The following is a 21,492-nucleotide window of genomic DNA, read 5'->3' on the forward strand; positions in this document are numbered from 1 at the left end:
GAATAAAAGATGATTAGCATGCCACATCAAATTATGATCAACGCGTCTCCTGAGAAAGTATACGAAGCTATTACCACAACAGAAGGATTTAAGGGTTGGTGGACAACAGATGCTAAAGCTGAACCTCAAGTAGGAAGCACTGCTGAATTTGGCTTTTACAATCGTCAAGCTGTATTCCAAATGCATATTGATCAGTTAGTACCAGGTAGGCTGGTAGAATGGACGGCTCAGCATGATATGCCAGGATGGAAAGGTACCAAAATTCGTTTCGAGTTGAATTCTAATGAAAACGGAGCGACGATAGTCAACTTTAATCATTCAGGATTGGAGTCTATGGAGGGTCCATATGCGATGATTAATACGACTTGGGGAACACTTATGTACATTCTGAAGCAATATGTGGAAGGCAATAACCCAGATGCATGGCATCAGGCATAAATAATATATGGTTAACGTTTTAACGGATATAAAAATAAAATGTACCCGTAAAAGAGTTGCAGAGTATGCTACAAACCCTGATAATGCTCCAGAATGGTATGTAAATATCGATTCGGCAGAATGGCAAACTCAAAAACCTTTATCAATCGGTTCTCGAATCGCATTCAAAGCACAATTTTTAGGACGACAACTTGCGTATATTTACGAAATCGTAGAATTTATTCCCGAACAAAAACTTGTAATGAGAACAGCTAATGGACCTTTTCCAATGGAAACAACCTACACATGGGAAACTATTGACAACAATTTAACAAGAATGACATTGCAAAACAAAGGTATTCCAAGTGGATTTTCAAAGTTGCTTACTCCGTTAATGTCTTTATTGATGAAAAGTGCAAACAAGAAAGACCTGAAAAAAATAAAAGATATATTAGAAAAACAATCACAAAGCCCAAGGAATATAACTTAATAATAAAAGGAGAATCTTTGAAACATTTTTCTAATGCTGAGTCCGGTGTTCGCAGTGAGCTTAGGCAAGATAGACGTTATGTATAACGGAAACACTATATAGGTCAATATGGATATATATCACTTTTTAAACTCGATTGCAAAGTTTTCGTGGGAATTGTTCCCAGTAGTAAACAAAAAGGCAGGATCGAATTGGTTAACACAATAAAATATGATTAGAGATTGGTTTAGTTATCAAGTGGAGTTAGTATAGTTTCATGGACACATTTTAGTTAAGTCCTTACAATGATTTTTGAGAGGATGTGTCCGTCTTGGAACGTAAGAATACAGGGAAAAAATATAATAATGAATTCAAGAAGACTATTGTAGATCTTTATCACTCGGGTAATTCGGTCAAAGAATTAAGCGGCGAATATGGCGTATCAGAAGTTACCATTTATAAATATAAATGGGTTAAAGAATTTACTCCTATTGGTTTAGGAGAAGACTCCATGACTCCAAAGGAATTAGCAGCAATACAGAAGGAAAACCTTCGGTTAAAGCAAGAAGTTGAAATCTTAAAAAAGGCTATGGCCATATTCGCGAAAAAGTAACCGAGACAGATCTTACCGAATTTATCGAGGAACACAAGAATCTATACCCCGTACAGAAAATGTGCGAAGTACTAGAAATCCCAAGAAGCAGCCATTATCAGTCTCTTCAACTTGTCGTATCCAATCGCGAACAGGAAAACAAAGAACTAACGAAGAAAATTCATCTCATTTATCTAGAAAGCAAGGGACGTTATGGTGCTCCCAAGATACATGAAACCTTATTAACCAAAGGGTTTTCCCTAAGTCTAAAGCGTGTTCAACGCTTAATGAGCAAGGCGAATATTCGATCTATCACGAAGAAAAAATACCGTCCTTATCCATCTAAAGAAAAGGTTATTCAGTTAGATAATTTGCTTAAACGAGACTTTACCACCCAGACCATAAATGAGAAATGGGTAGCTGATATTACGTATATCCACACGTTAAAAGACGGATGGTGTTATTTAGCTTCTGTATTGGATCTTCATTCTAAGAAAATAGTAGGGTATTCCTTTTCACGTTCTATGACGACAGAACTGGTCATAAAAGCTTTCGATAACGCTCACTCTTCACAAAAGCCCTCGAAGGGCTTAGTTCTTCATACGGATCTTGGCTCACAATATACAAGCAGTGAGTTTACTCAACATACCCAGAATCATCATATTAAGCAATCCTTTAGCCAGAAAGGTTGCCCGTACGATAATGCCTGTATTGAATCTTTTCATGCGATATTAAAAAAAGAAGAAGTCAACCACGTACAGTATCTAGACTACCAAACAGCTAAATTAGCGATATTTCAATTTATTGAAGGTTGGTATAACCGAAAAAGAATTCACAGCAGCTTAGGATATAAAACTCCACAAGCCATTGAAGATCAAATTAGAAATATAGCTTAAGATTTAACTTTTATGTGTCCAAAATATTGACTCAAATCCAAAGCACTAAAATTATTTGATCTAAAAAAAACCAGCTAGAAGAAGGTTATTCTATTAAGTGGCGCAATTCTTGTACAAGGGATTGTGTCTTTTTTAGTTACATTAATTATTCATCTTATTATTCGATTAAGAAAAAGCATATTGTTTGAAAAGTATAATTAAATTAAATTAAAGCTATTTTAGTTTGAGGTAAATTGTATAAATGTTGATGTTAGGCTAATCGGTATTGTTATTTCAGGTATTTTTATCGGAGCATGGACAACATGGGGAAGCTCTACTTACGATCTGCAGTATGGTGTTAGAAAAAAAGAAATTGATAATGATTTTCCTGTTGTGAAATATTGCAATTAAACTAACGGATGCGTTAGTTGATTAAGGAACATGTTTAAACGACTTTTTTTCTGCTGATGGTTAAAGAAAATTTTAACACCGTCTGAATAATAGGACGGTGTTAAGTGTGTTTTATAAAAGCAAAATTAAACAACTGTATTGTCACTGATCAGTAAGTTAGTTAAATGTATGCTACTTATGCAATTTGGAGTTAGTATAGTTTCATGGACACATTTTAGTTAAGTCCTTACAATGATTTTTGAGAGGATGTGTCCGTCTTGGAACGTAAGAATACAGGTAAAAAATATAATAATGAATTCAAGAAGACTATTGTAGATCTTTATCACTCGGGTAATTCGGTCAAAGAATTAAGCGGCGAATATGGCGTATCAGAAGTTACCATTTATAAATGGGTTAAGGAATTTACTCCTATCGGTTTAGGGGAAGATTCCATGACCCCAAAGGAATTAGCAGCCATACAGAAGGAAAACCTTCGGTTAAAGCAAGAAGTTGAAATCTTAAAAAAGGCTATGGCCATATTCGCGAAAAAGTAACCGAGACAGATCTTTCCGAATTTATTGAGGAACACAAGAAACAATATCCCGTACAGAAGATGTGTGAAATACTAGAAATCCCAAGAAGCAGCCATTATCAGTCCCTTCAAATAGTGGTATCAAATCGCGAACAAGAAAATAAAGAACTAACGAAGGAAATTCATCTCATTTACCTGGAAAGCAAGGGACGGTATGGGGCTCCAAAGATTCATGAAAGCTTATTAACCAAAGGTTTTTCCCTAAGTCTTAAGCGTGTTCAACGTTTAATGAGCAAGGCTAGAATTCGTTCTATTACTAAGAAAAAATACCGTCCCTACCCATCTAAAGAAAAGGTTATTCAATTGGATAATTTGTTAAAACGAGACTTCACTACTCAAACTATTAATGAGAAATGGGTAGCAGATATTACGTATATCCACACGTTAAAAGACGGATGGTGTTATTTAGCTTCGGTATTAGACCTTCATTCTAAGAAAATAGTAGGGTATTCATTTTCTCGTTCAATGACGACAGAACTGGTCATAAAAGCTTTCAATAACGCACACTTATCACAAAAGCCCTCGGAGGGCTTAGTTCTTCATACGGATCTTGGCTCACAATATACAAGCAGTGAGTTTACTCAACATATCCAAAACCATCATATTAAGCAATCCTTTAGTCAGAAAGGTTGCCCGTACGATAATGCCTGTATAGAATCCTTTCATGCCCTATTAAAAAAGGAAGAAGTCAACCACGTACAATATCTAGACTATCAAACAGCAAAATTAGCAATGTTCCAATTTATTGAAGGTTGGTATAACCGAAAAAGAATTCACAGCAGCTTAGGCTATCAAACCCCACAAGCCATTGAAGATCGAATTAGGAATACAGCTTAAGATTTAACTTTTTAGTGTCCAAAATATTGACTCAAATCCAATTTTTTTAAATCAATGATTTTGAAAAAAAGTAGAAATAGTAAATAACTAAGCAAGGAAATCATTATAGATATAACCAATATCACGATTAAATTTGTAGTCTCATTTTCAATATATTTAAATGTAATTAATCCACCATACCCCATAATAATACCGGATAAAATAACTTTGATAGTATCGATTAGATTTAAATAAAACCCAATTAATTTTTTAATTGAAAAGAAATGAAGGGAGGTACCTAAGGTTAACCCTATATTTAAAGATAGGGCGACTCCATAAATCCCTAATTCAGGGTTTGAAGCAAGAAAGAATATAGAAATTAGGGATATTATAGAAGCCACTAAATTATTTATCATGACAGTATTTGCTTTTCCTAAACCAATCAGTACTGCTTGAAAGGGAGTACGGAAATAGTGTAGTAGAAAGAATGGCCCCATGATTTTAAGAAAAGTACCTGCTTCTGGTGACTTATATATCAGAGTCGTTAAGGGCTCTGCAAAAACGTACAAAATGATTGTCCATGGAACACCTACAATCAAAGCTATGTTAACAGCTTGTTGAATTCTTTTCTTAATGAGAAGATGATTATTATTCTCTTTCGATTCACTAATAGCTGGTACTAAAGCTACTGATAAAGAATTCGTTACAAAACCCGGAAGAAGCATTAAAGGTATAGCATACCCCATCACAATACCATATTGTTTTGTAGCTAAAGCCGTTCCAATACCGGCCAGAGCCAAACTTTGTGTAATCAGAATGGGCTGAATAATTCCTATCAAAGATTGTATTAAGCCGTTTCCAGTTGTCGGCAGACCAGTTTTAAGTAAATCGAAGAAAATTTCCTTACCCTTGCTGATCTGTTTAATAAAGGAATGGTGTAATTTGAATTTTTTATGTTTGGACCATTTAAATACAGAGAATAAATATAGTAGAGAAAATCCTTCTCCAATAATGCCACAAAGAACTGCCCCAGCTGCAGCATATTCGATTCCGTAAGGAAGTAGCCACTGAACTAAAAAAAATATAAGCCCAATTCTAACCACTTGCTCAATTACTTGGGATAGCGCAATTGGCGTCATGTTTTGTTTGCCACGGAAATATCCTTTTATAACTGAAGAAACTGCCACAATAGGGACTATCGGTATAACGGTAAGTAAAGAATAATAAGCTCTTTGATCTGTTAAGAAATGTGAAGATAATGCCTTAGCACCGAAAATTGCAATAATCATTAAAATAAATCCTATTAAGCTAGTAGTTACTAATGATACAACCAGGATTTTTTTTACACGTCTATAGTTTCCCTTTATTTCAGCTTCAGCAACCAGTTTAGATATAGCTATGGGAAGTCCTAACGTAGTTAATGTAATTAAAAGACCAGTAACAGGCATTGCCATCATGATAAGCCCGACGCCTTCAGGACCTATTACATTTGCTAATACTATTCCGTTGGCGAATCCCAATATCTTTGTAATGAATGCGGCAACTGTTAAAATCATAGTTCCTTTAAAAAGAGTTTGTTTAGTCATCATTTATTCACCCTTTATCTTGTCCATATTTGAATATATGCATGATAAAGGTAAACTAGCTTTCTATATTATTCTTTTTTTAGAACTAACGGGTGCGTTAGCTGAAGATCAGAGCTGTCTTTAAGGCAGCTCTTTCGTGCGCCCGGCATGGGTGCAATCTATAGGGTGAAAGTCCCGAACCATGAAGGCAGTAGTAGTGGTTAGCTTAATGCAAGGGTGTCCACGGTGACGTGGAATCTGAAGGAAGCAAGCGGCAAACCTCCGGTCTGAGGAACACGAACTTCATATAAGGCTAGGTATCATTGGATGAGTTTGCGAAACAAAACAAAGTCCTTACTGCCGAAGGTGGTACAGAGTAAATGAAGCAGATAGATGGAGGGAAAGATTGCACTCTTACCCGGGGAGGTCTGATGACAGCCAAGTACACTTGGTAACCTGTCCAGTGATGGACAGCTGAATCATCAGAAGTCAGCAGAGGTCATAGTACTTGTCTACTCGAGAAGATAAGGAAGGACCGAACAGATTAAGGAGGATGAATACTAGGCGTTCGTTATCTGCAAAGAAGCAAACAATTCCTAACGGAACTTATTTGAAGGAAGAAGTGGTGAATACACGGGGAACTTCAAAAGGGTGGAGCAGATAAAGGCACAAATAGACCATTTATCCACGTAGAAAGGATATCAACGATGTTAATGGAACAGATACTAGAGAGGGAAAACTTAATACAGGCATTGAAGCGTGTAGAAAGAAATAAGGGAAGCCATGGTGTAGATGGAATGCCGGTTCAAAACCTGAGACCGCACCTCGTAACCGAATGGTACAACATGAAAACTGCCCTTTTACAGGGTACCTATCAACCGCAGCCCGTCCGTCGTATCGAAATCCCGAAACCAAACGGCGGAGTTCGGCTATTGGGTATTCCAACCGTTCTAGACCGTTTCATTCAACAAGCCATTGCCCAAATATTGACCAAGATATATGACTCAACCTTTTCGGAGAATAGCTATGGATTTCGCCCTAACAAACAGGGGCACCAGGCGGTTCGAAAGGCAAAGTCCTATATAACCGAAGGTTATACATGGGTAGTGGATATGGACTGGGAGAAGTTCTTCGATAAAGTGAATCATGACAAGCTCATGGGAATGTTAGAGCGGAAAATTGAAGATAAACGAGTTCTCAAACTGATTCGTAAATTCCTTCAAGCAGGCATTATGATAGGCGGACTTTTTCATAAAAGTGAGGAGGGAACTCCGCAAGGAGGTCCGTTAAGTCCTTTATTATCTAATATCATGTTAGACGAGTTAGATAAAGAACTAGAGAAACGCAATCTTCGATTCGTAAGGTATGCGGATGACAGTACTATCTTTGTGAAGACACGAAAAGCCGCCAAACGTGCAATGGGAAATATCTCAAGCTTCATTGAAAATAAACTGAAGCTAAAGGTCAACTACGAGAAGTCGAAGTATGATCGCCCTTGGAACAGAACGTTTCTCGGTTTTAGTTTCACGAAGTCAAAGAAGAACCCGAAGGTTCTACTGGCTAAACAAACGGTGAAGAGAGTAAAGAAACGAATCAGGGAAATGACCTCGAGAAAATTACCGATACCCATGAAACTCCGAATAAATAAGTTAAAGCAATACCTTAGAGGTTGGATGGGGTATTTCGCCCTCATTGATACTCCGAACGTATTGAAGAATTTAGATTCATGGATTCGAAGAAGACTCAGGATGTGTCTATGGAAGCAATGGAAATTGCCAAGAACGAGGGTGAGGAAACTCAAAGGATTAGGCGTCCCATTTGGAAAAGCATATGAATGGGGAAATAGCAGAAAGGGTTATTGGCGCATAGCGCATAGTCCTATTCTAGACAAAACCCTTAATAATGTTTATTGGCTCCATCATGGGTTAGTAAATCTATATGAACGGTATACAAAACTACGTCAGACTTAAACTGAACCGCCGTATACCGAACGGTATGTACGGTGGTGTGAGAGGTCGGAGGCTAGGCGCCTCCTCCTACTCGATTTTATGCAACTGTCGGGGCAGGATAGGCTTAAGAACGATATTAATTTTAGACTGTAGTAGTATAGTAATAATAATCAATAAATTTTAAAATTTTCTTGATTTAGTAAGTAAGTGTATGAATTTGATCCTTGGAGGAGACAACAATTATGAAAAAAGTTTGTATGAAATTTATATTTCCTTTTTGCTTAACTATATTTTTAGTCGGGTGTAGTATAGAAAAAGAAGATATGAAAGAAGATATGAAAGAAGATCCTGGGCTTGATAGATCCCAAAAGATAGAAGTATCGTCAGAAGAAATCCAGAATTGGTTTTAAACATTATAGATAATCAAGAAGATGTAAATGAATTTGTTAATACACTAGAAGTTGATAAATGGAGTATTGTAGATATTCCTTCAAATTCAACTAAAGGGTATATTTATAAGATGTACCAAGAGGATACAGTCAAACTTGGAGAGCCTAATACAGATAAAAAGGAACTTAAACAAATCGCTACAATTATTACATATAAAGATAGTCCTTATATCGAATTTAAAAACAAGAAACTAAATTTAAATTTTAAAGTTCCAAAAGATGTAGCAGAATACCTATCTAATAACGATAATTAAATACATTAGCCATACAACAATTGCGTCAACAGGACGTTATTTCTTCTTATTGAATTAAACCAGCTGGTAGTTTGTGAAGAATAGTACTTAAACTAACGGGTGCGTTAGTTCTATTACTTCTTTTTCGAGCCATTCACAAAAAAACAATAGTGATTCATATTATTGTGATTTAACATAATAGAATTATATAAAAAGGTGAGGGAAAAAATAAGGAGGTTTATTAATGGGATTGTTTGATTTCTTTTAAAAAAAGACTCAAGATGTCGCAGCTACAGTTGAATCAAAATCAATTATTAATGTTGAGGAAGTAATACAAGAAGAGGAAGTAATACAGGAAGAACAACCGAAAAAAGAAGAGCCAATTAAACGATTAAATTTTTTAATAAAAGGAACGTTCGTAGAAGAGCACCAAAAGGCAATTAAAAGGTTAGTTAAAGAATTGAAACAAGCTGAGTATTTTTACTTTGAACCATATGATGGTCTTAAAAACAAAGAAATAAAAGAAGATTATTTTGAAGAAAGAGTATATGAATACGGAGGTCAGCCTTTACCTAAAGGATATTTGGAAAGTGAAGATTCTAATGAATATGATAAAAATGCTATAAAAGTTTTACTTACTAATTTGGAAGGAGAAAAGATACATATTGGATATGTTCCGAAGGAATTATGTTTAGAAATTAGAAGTTTAAAAGAAAAATATGAAACTTATGTAGCACCAACTTTAGAAAAGGGTAAATATAAAATGGCTCTTTATGATGAATTCGGAGAAGAAAAGGTAAAAACATACACAGATGAATATGAAATAAAATTATCTTTAAGTTTTTGGGAAACACTTCCGGAATCATTGAAGAATATTATCTAATTGTTCCCGATTATGAATCGGCTGAGATTTTTTGGTTGTGCCATCTTTCATCGACCTTACTTCTTTCATTCAAAATCAGTGTCTTGTTAACGGTAATGGAAATCTTTTTTGAAGAACAAACCCTACAAAAAGTACCCTTCATGGGTCTTTTTTGATGCAAAACTGTTTATAGAGCATTCTTTTTAAGAGTTAGTCATTATAGAACTAATGGGTGCGTTAGCGTCATAAGAAGGCAGCCAATTGGCGGCCTTTTGAATGTGAGATGATTGATTATTAACATTATCATACTTTCGAATTCAAGTAACCCCCATTTAACCGGTCAGTTTAATTGAAGAAGATACTGTATAATATTGATATATTTAATATTTTTGGAGGTCTGAAATGATTAACGGTGGAGATGGATTATTTGCTCTTGTAGCTTTTTTACCTATTATTTTTTATTTAGTTCTTACTGTTTTTGCTATTTATTTTGTAATTAAGGTAATAAAGTTCATGAATGAAAAAATAAAATTAGACAAAGAAAAAAATGAGAAGCTTGATGAATTAATTAAGATAAATCAAAGTAAAACAGATTAAATGATTTTATTTTAATTCAACAAACGGGCGCTTTTCTTTAATAAAAGGCGTCTTTTTGTATTGCACCAGATTCTAGAACAACACATTTTTAATGAACGTTTACGTATGGTTAAAAAAGTTGAATGCCTTAGTTCAAAACAAGGAAAAATCACCAAACAAGACAAAGCACAAGTAGTCTATGAATGAAGGAATGCATTCCCGGTGAAAGCACTTATACAGCTCGCAGACATTCCGCGTAGCACGTATTACTATTGGGTGAAAAGCTTTGGTCGTCCTGATCCAGATGCAGAACTGAAAGAATTGATTAAATCTGTTTTCGATGAATATGAAGGTCGGTTTGGTTACCGTCGTATTCGTGATGAACTTAGAAATCGAGCACCAAGTAAACCACAAAAAGGTACAGCGTATCATGAAAGAACTAGGGCTAAAATGTCTTGTCCGTATGAAAAGATATCGCTCTTACAAAGGAACTGTGGGCAAGATTGCACTATATATTTTAAATCGCAATTTCAAAGCTGGAAAACCAAATGAGAAATGGGTTACGGATATTACAGAGTTTAAATTATTTGGAGAAAAGCTATATGTATCGCCGATATTGGACTTATTTAATGGAGAAATCATTACGTATACAATCGGTTCAAGACCAACCTACTCACTCATTTCAACGATGTTAGATCAAGCTTTTGAACGCTTAACAGACGACGATACTCTCCTTATTCATTCAGATCAAGGCTGGCATTATCAAATGAAACAATTCCGTGATGCCCTTAGGGAACGTGGCATTACGCAAAGTATGTCTCGCAAAGGGAATTGTTACGATAACGCTGTTATGGAAAATTTCTTTGGTATCATGAAATCGGAACTTCTTTATCTAAAAGAATTTGAAAGTGGAACACTTTAAACAAGAACTAGTAAAATATATAGAATACTATAATCACAAACGAATCAAGGCAAAATTAAAAGGCATGAGCCCGGTACAATACCGAGCTCATGCCCAACAGGCTGCCTAACGAAATAACCTGTCTAACTTTATGGGGTCAGTTCAGTAGAGGAGATCGACTTTTTAGGTTGGAATTCTCTTAGCCTATAAAATTTCCGAAATGGGAAGTATAGCATTGTTGCTGCCGTTCGTATAAGTACACTTTTATGAACAAGAAAAAAGCCCTTAATAGAAGAAAAAAGGGCTTTTTCGTATTTAATTTCCTATAAGACCCAATATGGTAACTAAAGGTACTCTTGAGGGTCTTTAATTTTAATTAAAAAAATACGAGCGAAATTTAATTCACTCGTATTTTTTTAAAACGATAGCTGCATTATGACCTCCAAAACCAAATGAATTGGATAGACCAGTACTTATTTCCACTTTTCGAGCAACACCTGGTACATAATCTAAATCACATAATGAATCAGGCTTTTCTAAGTTGATGGTTGGAGGAATAATTCCTTCCTTTAAACTTTTAGCCAAAGCAATTGCTTCCACGCCTCCAGCTGCTCCTAACATGTGACCAAGCATGGATTTATTAGCTGTTATTGGGATTTGATAAGCTTTTGATTCAAATAGTTTTTTAATGGCCAGTGTCTCAGATCGATCTCCCACTTCTGTACTTGTTGCATGAGCACTAATAACATCAATCTCTTCAGGAGAAATTTTTGCATTTTTCAAAGCCATTTTCATTGCAAGATAGGCTCCTTTACCTTCTGGGTGTGTAGCTACCATATGATAGGCATCAGAACTCGCACCATACCCAATGACTTCTGCATAAATTTTTGCATCTCTACGTAAAGCGTGAGACAAAGATTCCAAGATTAAAATTCCTGCTCCTTCTGACATGACAAATCCATCTCGATTTACATCAAAAGGACGGCTAGCTTTAGTTGGATTATCGTTTCTCGTTGATAATGCTGTAGCATTACCAAAACTAGCTAAAGATAAATCTGTTATAGCTGCCTCTGCTCCTCCTGCAAAAACGGCATCTGCTTCTCCAAAGCGAATAAGTCTGAATGCTTCACCAATAGCTGTATTTCCGATCGCACAAGCAGAAACAGGTGACATAGTAGGTCCCATTGCGTTCCACTTGATACTAATTTGGGCTGCGGCAGCATTTGAAATCATGGCTGGTACCAGGGTTGGACTAACTCGTCTTGGACCTTTCTCTCGAAGAGTATCCACATTATCAATCAATGTTTCAATTCCTCCTATCCCCGAACCAACATATACGCCAAGTCTTTCTAAATTTATATCATCAATATCTAAATTAGAATCAGTCCAGGCTTGTTCAGCAGCAGCCAAAGCAAATTGAGAAAAGCGATCTAGACGTCGTGCTTCATTTTTTCCTAAAGTATCATCTGCATTAAAATCACGAATAATTCCTGCAATTTTTGCTTTATGATTACTTACGTCAAATGTATCAATAGAGGAAATGCCCGATTTCCCTTCAGTCAGATTTCTCCAAAATTTTTCTACGTTGTTTCCAATAGGAGAGACTACTCCCATTCCGGTAATAACGACTCTTTCCATTTTTCATCACTCCAAATGAATAGTATAGTTGTATTATACTTCGGGATTATCCTATTACAAGTGAGTGTTTATCCTGGTATAATAACTACTAGGTTAAATTGTTATGATGGAGGTTTTAGAAATGAATGATAGAACCAGACTTGAAGCTTTGTCTTCATTTTTGAAAACGAAGCGATCCCAAATAAAGCCTGAATCTATAGGTATACCTGCTGGTACACGGAGAAGAACACCTGGCTTACGAAGAGAAGAAGTTGCACATTTGGCGGGAGTTAGTACTACTTGGTATACGTGGCTAGAGCAAGGTCGGGATATAAAGGTCTCTACAAGCGTATTGGATTGCATATCTACTGCTCTACAATTAAATAATGATGAACGAGAGTATCTATATGATTTAGCTTTAGAAGTGAATTCATCCATTATTCATCGAAAGAAGGATCAGCCAAAACTTAGTCCTTCTTTGGAAAGAATTTTAGCTGAGTTAACGTATTGCCCCACTATCATTACAGATCGGCATTGTCATATTGTAGGCTGGAACAATGCTGCTGCTCATGTATTTTTAGATTTTGAACAACTCCCAGATGACCAACGAAATTTGATCAATCTAGTATTTACAAGAAAAGAATTAAAAGCATTAGCTGTGAATTGGGAGCATTTTGTTAAAGGATTTCTTGCCATTTTTCGTGCCTATTATGGTCACTACTTAGGTGATGAATGGTATAACCTATTTATTAAAGAAATGAGTAATTCTCACCCAGAATTTCAATCTTTATGGCAAGAAAGTCAAGTGAGTAAAGCTCCAGAAATGATGATTGAATTTAGACATGCTAAAGCCGGAAAGATGCTGTTTAATTTAACTTCTCTCCAAGTCCAGGGGGACATGGAATTAAGGTGCAGTATCTATACACCAGTAGAGGGAACAGCTACAGAAGATAAATTAAAACGATTAATGAAGAAAATCTCCATTGAAAGTTCATAAACCAGCATATTTACTGTGCCGAAAAATGCCATCTAGGGTGTTTTTTCTTATTAAGCTAACGGGTGCGTAGCTTAAGATCGGAACTGTCTTTAAGGCAGTTTTTTCGTGCACCCGGCATGGGTGCAATCTATAGGGTGAAAGTCCCGAACCATGAAGGCAGTAGTAGTGGTTAGCTTAATGCAAGGGTGTCCACGGTGACGTGGAATCTGAAGGAAGCAAGCGGCAAACCTCCGGTCTGAGGAACACGAACTTCATATAAGGCTAGGTATCATTGGATGAGTTTGCGAAACAAAACAAAGTCCTTACTGCCGAAGGTGGTACGAGTAAATGAAGCAGATAGATGGAGGGAAAGATTGCACTCTTACCCGGGGAGGTCTGATGACAGCCAAGTACACTTGGTAACCTGTCCAGTGATGGACAGCTGAATCATCAGAAGTCAGCAGAGGTCATAGTACTTGTCTACTCGAGAAGATAAGGAAGGACCGAACAGATTAAGGAGGATGAATACTAGGCGTTCGTTATCTGCAAAGAAGCAAACAATTCCTAACGGAACTTATTTGAAGGAAGAAGTGGTGAATACACGGGGAACTTCAAAAGGGTGGAGCAGATAAAGGCACAAATAGACCATTTATCCACGTAGAAAGGATATCAACGATGTTAATGGAACAGATACTAGAGAGGGAAAACTTAATACAGGCATTGAAGCGTGTAGAAAGAAATAAGGGAAGCCATGGTGTAGATGGAATGCCGGTTCAAAACCTGAGACCGCACCTCGTAACCGAATGGTACAACATGAAAACTGCCCTTTTACAGGGTACCTATCAACCGCAGCCCGTCCGTCGTATCGAAATCCCGAAACCAAACGGCGGAGTTCGGCTATTGGGTATTCCAACCGTTCTAGACCGTTTCATTCAACAAGCCATTGCCCAAATATTGACCAAGATATATGACTCAACCTTTTCGGAGAATAGCTATGGATTTCGCCCTAACAAACAGGGGCACCAGGCGGTTCGAAAGGCAAAGTCCTATATAACCGAAGGTTATACATGGGTAGTGGATATGGACTTGGAGAAGTTCTTCGATAAAGTGAATCATGACAAGCTCATGGGAATGTTAGAGCGGAAAATTGAAGATAAACGAGTTCTCAAACTGATTCGTAAATTCCTTCAAGCAGGCATTATGATAGGCGGACTTTTTCATAAAAGTGAGGAGGGAACTCCGCAAGGAGGTCCGTTAAGTCCTTTATTATCTAATATCATGTTAGACGAGTTAGATAAAGAACTAGAGAAACGCAATCTTCGATTCGTAAGGTATGCGGATGACAGTACTATCTTTGTGAAGACACGAAAAGCCGCCAAACGTGCAATGGGAAATATCTCAAGCTTCATTGAAAATAAACTGAAGCTAAAGGTCAACTACGAGAAGTCGAAGTATGATCGCCCTTGGAACAGAACGTTTCTCGGTTTTAGTTTCACGAAGTCAAAGAAGAACCCGAAGGTTCTACTGGCTAAACAAACGGTGAAGAGAGTAAAGAAACGAATCAGGGAAATGACCTCGAGAAAATTACCGATACCCATGAAACTCCGAATAAATAAGTTAAAGCAATACCTTAGAGGTTGGATGGGGTATTTCGCCCTCATTGATACTCCGAACGTATTGAAGAATTTAGATTCATGGATTCGAAGAAGACTCAGGATGTGTCTATGGAAGCAATGGAAATTGCCAAGAACGAGGGTGAGGAAACTCAAAGGATTAGGCGTCCCATTTGGAAAAGCATATGAATGGGGAAATAGCAGAAAGGGTTATTGGCGCATAGCGCATAGTCCTATTCTAGACAAAACCCTTAATAATGTTTATTGGCTCCATCATGGGTTAGTAAATCTATATGAACGATATACAAAACTACGTCAGACTTAAACTGAACCGCCGTATACCGAACGGTATGTACGGTGGTGTGAGAGGTCGGAGGCTAGGCGCCTCCTCCTACTCGATTTTATGGAACTATCGGGGCAGGTTAGCATTCCTGTAGATTGTTAAATATCAGGTTTGAAAAAAATAGAGCCCCTCAGTAAGATACGAGTATAGAGTCCAATCTAACTCAGAGTCTTAAGGAGGAAGCCCTACTATGAATTTTAAAATGCAAGACAAACAAAATCAACTAATAGAAAGAATTTCCGATACACACCTTATTGTTGGTGTGGATATCGCTCAACAACTACATGTTGCAAGAGCAGTTAACTTCCGTGGAATTGTAGTTGGAGACCCTCTTACATTTGAAAATAATGAAGAAGGGTTCCTTAAACTATTAAAATGGATTCATGATTTAAAAAGATTAAAAAACTTAGATGCAGCAATAGTAGGTATGGAGCCTACAGGCCATTACTGGATTAACCTTTCAAAATGGTTATATAACCAAAACATTGAGGTTGTAACAGTCAATCCCCACTTAGTAAAAAGGAATAAAGAGAATCGTGATAATACCCAATCTAAGAGTGATAAAAAAGATGCGCTCGTTATCGCGGATATGGTCAAAAACGGCTACTATTCCTTTATTCGCCCATCATCAGAATCCTTTGAGAAGCTTAGAGTTCTAATGTCTAATCGTGATGTGATTGTTAAACGTCTCGTGATGTCTATTAATCAAGTAAATCGATGGGTGGATGTGGTCTTTCCTGAACTCAGACAAGTGTTTAAAGATGTAACGTGCAAAGGGGCGATCGCAACTCTTCGTTTATTTCCTACACCGGATGAAATATCTTCACTAGAAACACTAGATGTCATGAGGGGTTGGAAGTCTTTAATGAAACGACAACCAGGACCCAAGAAGGCTCAATTACTAATCAATCTAGCAAAATCCTCTATTGGGACCGGACAAGCTCTTGATGCTTATAAATTCCATTTAGAACAATTATTAGAGGAATATGACCTCGCTGTCAAACAACTCGAAAGAGTTGAACAACAAGTTAAAGAAGTTCTCTACAAAATCCCATTTGCAAAAAAACTACTTATGATTAAAGGAATAAGTGAAATTTCATTAGCTGGGATACTGGGTGAATCAGGAGATCTAAGTGGTTTCTCTCACGGAAACTCTCTATTACGGCATGCGGGATTACATCTAGCTGAAGCAAGTTCAGGCAAATGGAAGGGTCAGATTGTCATTTCAAAGCGTGGAAGGTCAAGACTACGACGATTCCTCTACTTAGCAACTATGAGCCTTGTGATGAATAACCCTGAGTTTAAAGCCGTCCATTCCCATAATGTGAAGGTAAAGAAGATAAAGAAAATGAAATCAATCATGAAACTGATAGGTAAACTAGCAAGGATTTTTGTAGGTATAGCACGACGAAACGAGTCTTATTGTCCAAATAAAGTCCAAGTATTAATCCCTTTAGCAGCATAGAAATAAAACATTAGTTATATAGAATGTATCATTAAAAATAGTTAACTTTAATTTTGAATGTTGTCTTATTCGTAGGATTTCAAATATGTACGAGTACCAGGTTTCTTAAACAAAAGGGCACTGTGACCCATCAGGTTAGCATAACTGGCCTCCACCCCTTGGATAGGCATGACGAAGGAATGAGAGGGCAATTGACCCGTTGAGACATGGGAGGGAAAGCCTCCAGGGGCGGCGTGGAGATGTGCATTATATGGTAAAATATGGAGTGGTAGCTGACTCCTTTATTTAACTATGCCTTCACGAATCCTAACTGACCTGAACTCATTTCATTTACCCGTAAGTCTAATTACAAGGGTTATGAAATCCTGCGAATAAGTGAGCATTCGAGAGATATTCGCATCAAACTGAGGGAGTTGAAGAAGACCCGTTTGCTTTATGGTATAGTTTATTAAATTCAGTTTGTAGTTTATGGGGGAAATTTAGTGTCAAATAAGTTGAAATATGTAATGGGATTGCTTTTTGAAAAAAGAGAAAGTACTAAACCATTTATACTGATTAGATATTTAATGATAATAGCAATGGGCTTAATTTTAATATTATGTATAATTATTGATTTTAATTTCATAAAAAATATATATCTTTTATTAGGAATTGGTTCAATAATAGATGGATTTGAAAGTTTTTTAAATAAGGAAAATAAGAGGCAGATGTTATTAAATTTTGGTATTGCGTTTATGTGGTTCGTAGTATTTTTGATATAGCATTTATATGGTGGTTTGGAACATTTTTTATGGAACTAACAGGTGCAATAGTTCTTTAAAGAGCTGTGACGATCACTCTTTTTCTTGTGGAGCTAACGGGGTAATATTTAATATAATAAGAATTATAGATAGTATAAAGGACCGGAAATTCACTATATTAAAGGTGGGAAATGACATGGCAAGAAAGTATCGATTATATCAAATTGATTCATTTACGAAAGAAAAATTATCGGGTAATCCTGCTGGTGTAATTACAAATGCAGATGGTTTATCTTCGGGTGAGATGCAGAGGATTGCAAGAGAGCTTAACAATTCGGAAACGGCATTTATCTTTAAATCAGCCAATAGTGAATCTGATGTACATATTCGTTTTTTTACGCCTACACATGAGGTTCCCATCTGTGGACATGCGACGATTGCGGCCCACTATGCTCGTGCAGTTGAAAATAGTTTAAATACAGGTAAAGTTTATCATAAAACCGGTGCCGGCATTTTACCAGTCGATGTGATTAATGAAAATAATGATTACAAAATTATAATGACGCAGGGTAGTATTAGTTTTGAAACGGTGATTGATGGTATAGCTTTGGAAAACATATTAACGGCTCTCAATATTAGTGAAAAAGATTTATTAGAAGATTGTCCAGTACAAATCGTTTCTACCGGGCATTCCAAGGTGATGATTGGAATTAAGAGTTCGGAACTTCTTCACCAATTAAACCCTAATATGGATCTACTTACAAAAGTCAGTGGATTAATTAATTGCAATGGTTTCTATGTTTTTACGATGAATGCTCCCGACTCGGAAATTTTAATTCATGGAAGAATGTTTGCTCCTGCAATTGGTATTAACGAAGACCCTGTTACGGGTAATGCCAACGGTCCTTTAGGCGCATACTTAATACACCATGGACTTGTCAAACATGATAATTCTTTATTCAGTTTTAAAGCAGTGCAGGGCGAAGCTATAAAACGGTCGGGTATCATTGATGTCCAAGTGAAAATTTGTAATCAGGAACCAGAGGAAGTAAGGATTGCGGGAAATGCTGTAATCGTATTTAAGTCCGAGTTATTACTTGAATAGCCATTCAACGTGCGTTAGCTTAAGATCGAAGCTGTCTCAAGGCAGCTTTTTAATGGTTCAGGTTAGCTTAAACTGGACCATATAAATATTATTTAGCGTATTTAGATTTTGTGCCCTTAATAACCTTACAACTACCTCGAGGTTGAGTGAATATTCCTTGTTACAAATACTATTAGTTTTCTTCTTTCAATATGGAAGGTTGTTGAGGCAGCCTTTTTCTTATGGCACTAACGGGGCAGGATAGTAGTATAATAAGGTTATTAAATAGAATATTAATACGAATAATTTAAGTTTAAGAAAGGTATATTATGCTCAATATTTTAACTTTATTTTTAAGTTATTTGATTGGTTCAATTTCATTTGCTTTAGTTGTCGGTAAGCTATTCTATAAAACCGATATTCGAGGTTACGGCAGTGGGAACCTTGGTGCAACCAATACTTTTAGGGTTCTTGGAAAGAAAGCAGGACTAATTGTTGCAATTGCTGATTTATTAAAAGGTACATTTGCTTGCATACTTCCCCAAATATTTAATTCTACTGTTAACCCCATTATATGTGGTTTATTAGCCATATTGGGACACGTATTTCCTGTTTTTGCAGGGTTTAAAGGCGGGAAAGCTGTTGCGACATCAACAGGAGTTTTATTATTTTTGACACCTTTAGGTACTTTGACTGGTTTTGTTGTATTTATATTAACTTTGATACTTTCTAAATATGTTTCACTAAGTTCAATGTTAGCTGGAATAGCAATATTTATTTATAGTCTAATATTTGAGGATAAAGTCATTATAGCTCTTTCGTTATTTATTAGTGTATTAGTGATAATTTTGCATAGGCAAAATATCAAAAGAATTATAAAAGGAACTGAAAACAAAATAGGTAAGAAAAAATAAGTCTTACAGAAAATACAAGTTATTTCGTAAGAGCTAAAGAGCTGTGAAGAAATGTACTTAAACTCCCATGAAAATTAAAAAAGCTCAAAATCCAGAAAAAAACACAACAAAATAGACCCAGTAAAAACGCTTTTTAAAAAAAAGGCTGAGCCTTATGAGTAATCTGATTGAGTTTGGTAGATCGTTAAACAAAAACTTCCAATCATACACCGTGGTCGTCGGAGTCAGACTAACGGATGGGCTCAAAGGCACCATAGTTCAACGACCTTCTTCGCCAGCCATTAAAACATTATACATAGAGACAAATTTTCATTCTCTGTGGTGAAGCGCTGATTTTGCGCTTCATGGATGGCTAACGGGTGCTATAGTTGATTAAGGAACACAAAAATGATCAATCTTTTTTATAAAAGAATAATCCAATTAAATAGTATAAGGGCATGTTTTGATTAATTCTTTTTCAAAACATGCCCTTTCTATTTATTCAGTTATCAAGATTTCTTGTATTAGTTTGATCAATGAATTTCAAATCTAAATAAGATAAATTTTAATAGGTTATTGGACGTAGAATAATGAACAGGGTTTTATAACGTGAATGGTAACAAAAAAAGACTTATTCAAAGCGCCATGACATGTGTTCAGAAAAGAACGAGTTTTGGAACATAGATGGCAGATGTACAAATTAAAAAATGTACGTTGTGAAAAGAAACAATAAAGTCATTGAGATTTACTATTAAAGAAGGCACTGCTTAAATTGTAGTATCTCCTTTTAAATTTCTTTAAAAGGAGTCAAGTTCAACTTGAATTTTGTATAGTCAAACTATTTACCCAACTCACAATATAGTAAAATATATACTTGTATGGAAATAATATACAATGTAGGCTAGAGGAGAATAATCCTTTGACACATTTCGTATAAACGGCTGGGAGCGAAGAAGGAAGGAGGAAGTATGTAATAAAAGTGGAATTCAGCCATTAGTGTACAAGTGGTATCGGCTGTTCCGTCAAGAATTTACGCAGGGGCAGTCAACATTGATTCACTTTTTCGGTCAAAGCATCTAAATTTCAATAATATGGGAGTGGAGAAATTGCGAGTAAAACTTTGTCTTTCCGTAATAATATGTTGTCTTTTCGTTGTCATGGGATTTACACCAGTATCGAAGGCCGCGACGAATGCAGAAAAGGATTATACGATTAAATCGTTCCACTATTTAAATGTGGATGGAAAAGATGTGGATTCCCAGGCCAAAGTGAGCAACATATCTAACAAAGAAATAAAAGTAACCATGGTTCTACCTAAACAGAATAAAGAGGGCGATTGGTTGGCGTATGGATTTACGAGCAGGGAAACTTTGCAGGCATTTATCGAAAAAGATAAACAGAGACTTCAAAACAAAGTCACTACCATGGGTAGCGGTTCTTGTTGTACCGATTTCTATGAGTATAAATATAAAGGTGGGAATTATATTTATTGGAGAGATGGGTTTACAAACTTGTCTTCCAGCTGGAATGACAGAATTTCCTCCTTAAGTACGGCGTCACCTTCTTCAAGCTATTCGACAACGCTGTGGGAACATACTTCATCTCAAGGGTATGGCAGAGGAGTCTCCTTTAGACACTCCGATTGGTATGGTAAAACTGCTAATATGGCTTCGGATTGGGACAACCGGGCTTCGGCGATCGAAATCAAGTAACGGGAGATTGCCAATGACCAGGTGAAGGAGTTTCAAAATCACTCTCATCGATTTAGAAGGAATGGGAGAATAGTGGTTTTTTTGTAAGTTTTATCGCAACTGCCACCCAAGCACAAGCTGTCGTAAGGCCAAACTTTCCGGGCTTGGGCAGGTGCTGAGGAAGCGTATACCTAGAACCTATTTCAAGTTGATGAAAAAGCCAAATTTCCTTAGAGTAGGGAAATCGGCTTTTTTTTATGTCGAATGTCGCTTAGAGTATGTTTTCCGCGTTTTGTTGGTAGGACCCTGGCGGAACCCCCTTATAGGTAAGTATGATGGTTTATATCGGAAAAAGATAAGGGTGGTATTGTATCATAAAAAGAG

The 21,492-nt window shown here is 36.5% G+C and carries 20 protein-coding genes and 1 pseudogene; 19 read left to right on the forward strand and 2 right to left on the reverse strand.

Annotation, left to right across the window (positions count from 1 at the left end; genetic code table 11):
* Positions 1-9: 9 nt before the first annotated feature.
* The 4 genes from QFZ73_RS15400 (at position 10) to QFZ73_RS15415 (ending at position 4,172) form a co-directional block, all read left to right on the forward strand.
* The gene (locus tag QFZ73_RS15400) at positions 10-438 is read left to right on the forward strand and encodes an SRPBCC family protein (RefSeq protein WP_251438259.1); all 429 of its coding nucleotides are present in this window, start codon (positions 10-12) and stop codon (positions 436-438) included.
* Positions 439-445: 7 nt separating this feature from the next.
* The gene (locus QFZ73_RS15405; RefSeq protein ID WP_307267715.1) at positions 446-907 is read left to right on the forward strand and encodes an SRPBCC family protein; all 462 of its coding nucleotides are present in this window, start codon (positions 446-448) and stop codon (positions 905-907) included.
* A gap of 310 nt (positions 908-1,217) precedes the next feature.
* Positions 1,218-2,374, forward strand: a protein-coding gene (locus QFZ73_RS15410) for an IS3 family transposase (RefSeq protein ID WP_307267717.1) whose coding sequence is annotated in 2 segments (ribosomal slippage) — positions 1,218-1,461 and positions 1,461-2,374 — 1,158 coding nt in all. Because the reading frame shifts where the segments join, the coding sequence is not laid out codon by codon here.
* A 647-nt stretch (positions 2,375-3,021) separates the two neighbouring features.
* A protein-coding gene (locus QFZ73_RS15415) for an IS3 family transposase (protein WP_373458939.1) occupies positions 3,022-4,172 on the forward strand; the annotation gives its coding sequence in 2 pieces (ribosomal slippage) (positions 3,022-3,271 and positions 3,271-4,172; 1,152 coding nt in all).
* An 11-nt stretch (positions 4,173-4,183) separates the two neighbouring features.
* Here QFZ73_RS15415 and spoVB read toward each other — a convergent pair.
* The gene (gene spoVB / locus QFZ73_RS15420; protein WP_307267724.1) at positions 4,184-5,737 is read right to left on the reverse strand and encodes a stage V sporulation protein B; all 1,554 of its coding nucleotides are present in this window, start codon (positions 5,735-5,737) and stop codon (positions 4,184-4,186) included.
* Positions 5,738-6,224: 487 nt separating this feature from the next.
* Here spoVB and QFZ73_RS15425 point away from each other — a divergent pair, with 487 nt between their 5' ends.
* The 7 genes and pseudogenes from QFZ73_RS15425 to QFZ73_RS15455 all read left to right on the forward strand — a co-directional run.
* Positions 6,225-6,380, forward strand: coding sequence for a hypothetical protein (locus tag QFZ73_RS15425; RefSeq protein ID WP_307263198.1), 156 nt, complete (start codon positions 6,225-6,227; stop codon positions 6,378-6,380).
* 43 nt (positions 6,381-6,423) lie between these two features.
* The gene (ltrA, locus tag QFZ73_RS15430; protein ID WP_307267729.1) at positions 6,424-7,686 is read left to right on the forward strand and encodes a group II intron reverse transcriptase/maturase; all 1,263 of its coding nucleotides are present in this window, start codon (positions 6,424-6,426) and stop codon (positions 7,684-7,686) included.
* Positions 7,687-7,907: 221 nt separating this feature from the next.
* Positions 7,908-8,075: a hypothetical protein gene (locus QFZ73_RS15435; RefSeq protein ID WP_307267733.1), complete on the forward strand. Its 168-nt coding sequence runs from the start codon at positions 7,908-7,910 to the stop codon at positions 8,073-8,075.
* A complete protein-coding gene (locus QFZ73_RS15440; protein WP_307267736.1) occupies positions 8,066-8,368 on the forward strand; it encodes a hypothetical protein in 303 nt (100 codons plus the stop codon). Before QFZ73_RS15435 ends, QFZ73_RS15440 begins: the two co-directional genes overlap by 10 nt.
* Positions 8,369-8,807: 439 nt before the next feature.
* Positions 8,808-9,230, forward strand: a complete 423-nt coding sequence (locus tag QFZ73_RS15445; protein WP_307267739.1) for a hypothetical protein — start codon at positions 8,808-8,810, stop codon at positions 9,228-9,230.
* 381 nt (positions 9,231-9,611) lie between these two features.
* The gene (locus tag QFZ73_RS15450) at positions 9,612-9,806 is read left to right on the forward strand and encodes a hypothetical protein (protein WP_307267742.1); all 195 of its coding nucleotides are present in this window, start codon (positions 9,612-9,614) and stop codon (positions 9,804-9,806) included.
* 90 nt (positions 9,807-9,896) lie between these two features.
* Positions 9,897-10,816, forward strand: a pseudogene (locus tag QFZ73_RS15455) (IS3 family transposase); the annotation flags it as partial.
* Positions 10,817-11,088: 272 nt separating this feature from the next.
* On the opposite strand, the gene fabF reads toward QFZ73_RS15455, so the two are convergent.
* On the reverse strand, positions 11,089-12,324 hold the full coding sequence (fabF, locus tag QFZ73_RS15460) for a beta-ketoacyl-ACP synthase II (protein WP_307267745.1): 1,236 nt from the start codon (positions 12,322-12,324) through the stop codon (positions 11,089-11,091).
* Positions 12,325-12,445: 121 nt separating this feature from the next.
* Here fabF and QFZ73_RS15465 point away from each other — a divergent pair, with 121 nt between their 5' ends.
* The 8 genes from QFZ73_RS15465 (at position 12,446) to QFZ73_RS15500 (ending at position 21,129) form a co-directional block, all read left to right on the forward strand.
* Positions 12,446-13,300, forward strand: a complete 855-nt coding sequence (locus QFZ73_RS15465; protein WP_307267748.1) for a helix-turn-helix transcriptional regulator — start codon at positions 12,446-12,448, stop codon at positions 13,298-13,300.
* 455 nt (positions 13,301-13,755) lie between these two features.
* The gene (locus tag QFZ73_RS15470) at positions 13,756-13,911 is read left to right on the forward strand and encodes a hypothetical protein (protein ID WP_307263198.1); all 156 of its coding nucleotides are present in this window, start codon (positions 13,756-13,758) and stop codon (positions 13,909-13,911) included.
* A 43-nt stretch (positions 13,912-13,954) separates the two neighbouring features.
* Entirely contained in the window at positions 13,955-15,217 is a 1,263-nt protein-coding gene (gene ltrA, locus QFZ73_RS15475; RefSeq protein ID WP_307267670.1) for a group II intron reverse transcriptase/maturase, read from the forward strand.
* Between the two features lie 208 nt (positions 15,218-15,425).
* Positions 15,426-16,700: an IS110 family RNA-guided transposase gene (locus QFZ73_RS15480; protein WP_307267751.1), complete on the forward strand. Its 1,275-nt coding sequence runs from the start codon at positions 15,426-15,428 to the stop codon at positions 16,698-16,700.
* A 482-nt stretch (positions 16,701-17,182) separates the two neighbouring features.
* Entirely contained in the window at positions 17,183-17,461 is a 279-nt protein-coding gene (locus QFZ73_RS15485; RefSeq protein WP_307267754.1) for a hypothetical protein, read from the forward strand.
* Positions 17,462-17,636: 175 nt separating this feature from the next.
* A complete protein-coding gene (locus QFZ73_RS15490; protein ID WP_307267757.1) occupies positions 17,637-18,545 on the forward strand; it encodes a PhzF family isomerase in 909 nt (302 codons plus the stop codon).
* Between the two features lie 308 nt (positions 18,546-18,853).
* Positions 18,854-19,438 carry a glycerol-3-phosphate 1-O-acyltransferase PlsY gene (plsY, locus tag QFZ73_RS15495; RefSeq protein ID WP_307267760.1) on the forward strand — a complete coding sequence of 195 codons (585 nt, stop codon included), beginning with the start codon at positions 18,854-18,856 and terminating at the stop codon, positions 19,436-19,438.
* 1,136 nt (positions 19,439-20,574) lie between these two features.
* Positions 20,575-21,129: a hypothetical protein gene (locus tag QFZ73_RS15500; RefSeq protein WP_373459011.1), complete on the forward strand. Its 555-nt coding sequence runs from the start codon at positions 20,575-20,577 to the stop codon at positions 21,127-21,129.
* Positions 21,130-21,492 lie beyond the last annotated feature (363 nt).

It is taken from the genome of Peribacillus sp. V2I11 (assembly GCF_030817135.1).
Classification (GTDB): Bacteria; Bacillota; Bacilli; order Bacillales; family DSM-1321; genus Peribacillus; species Peribacillus simplex.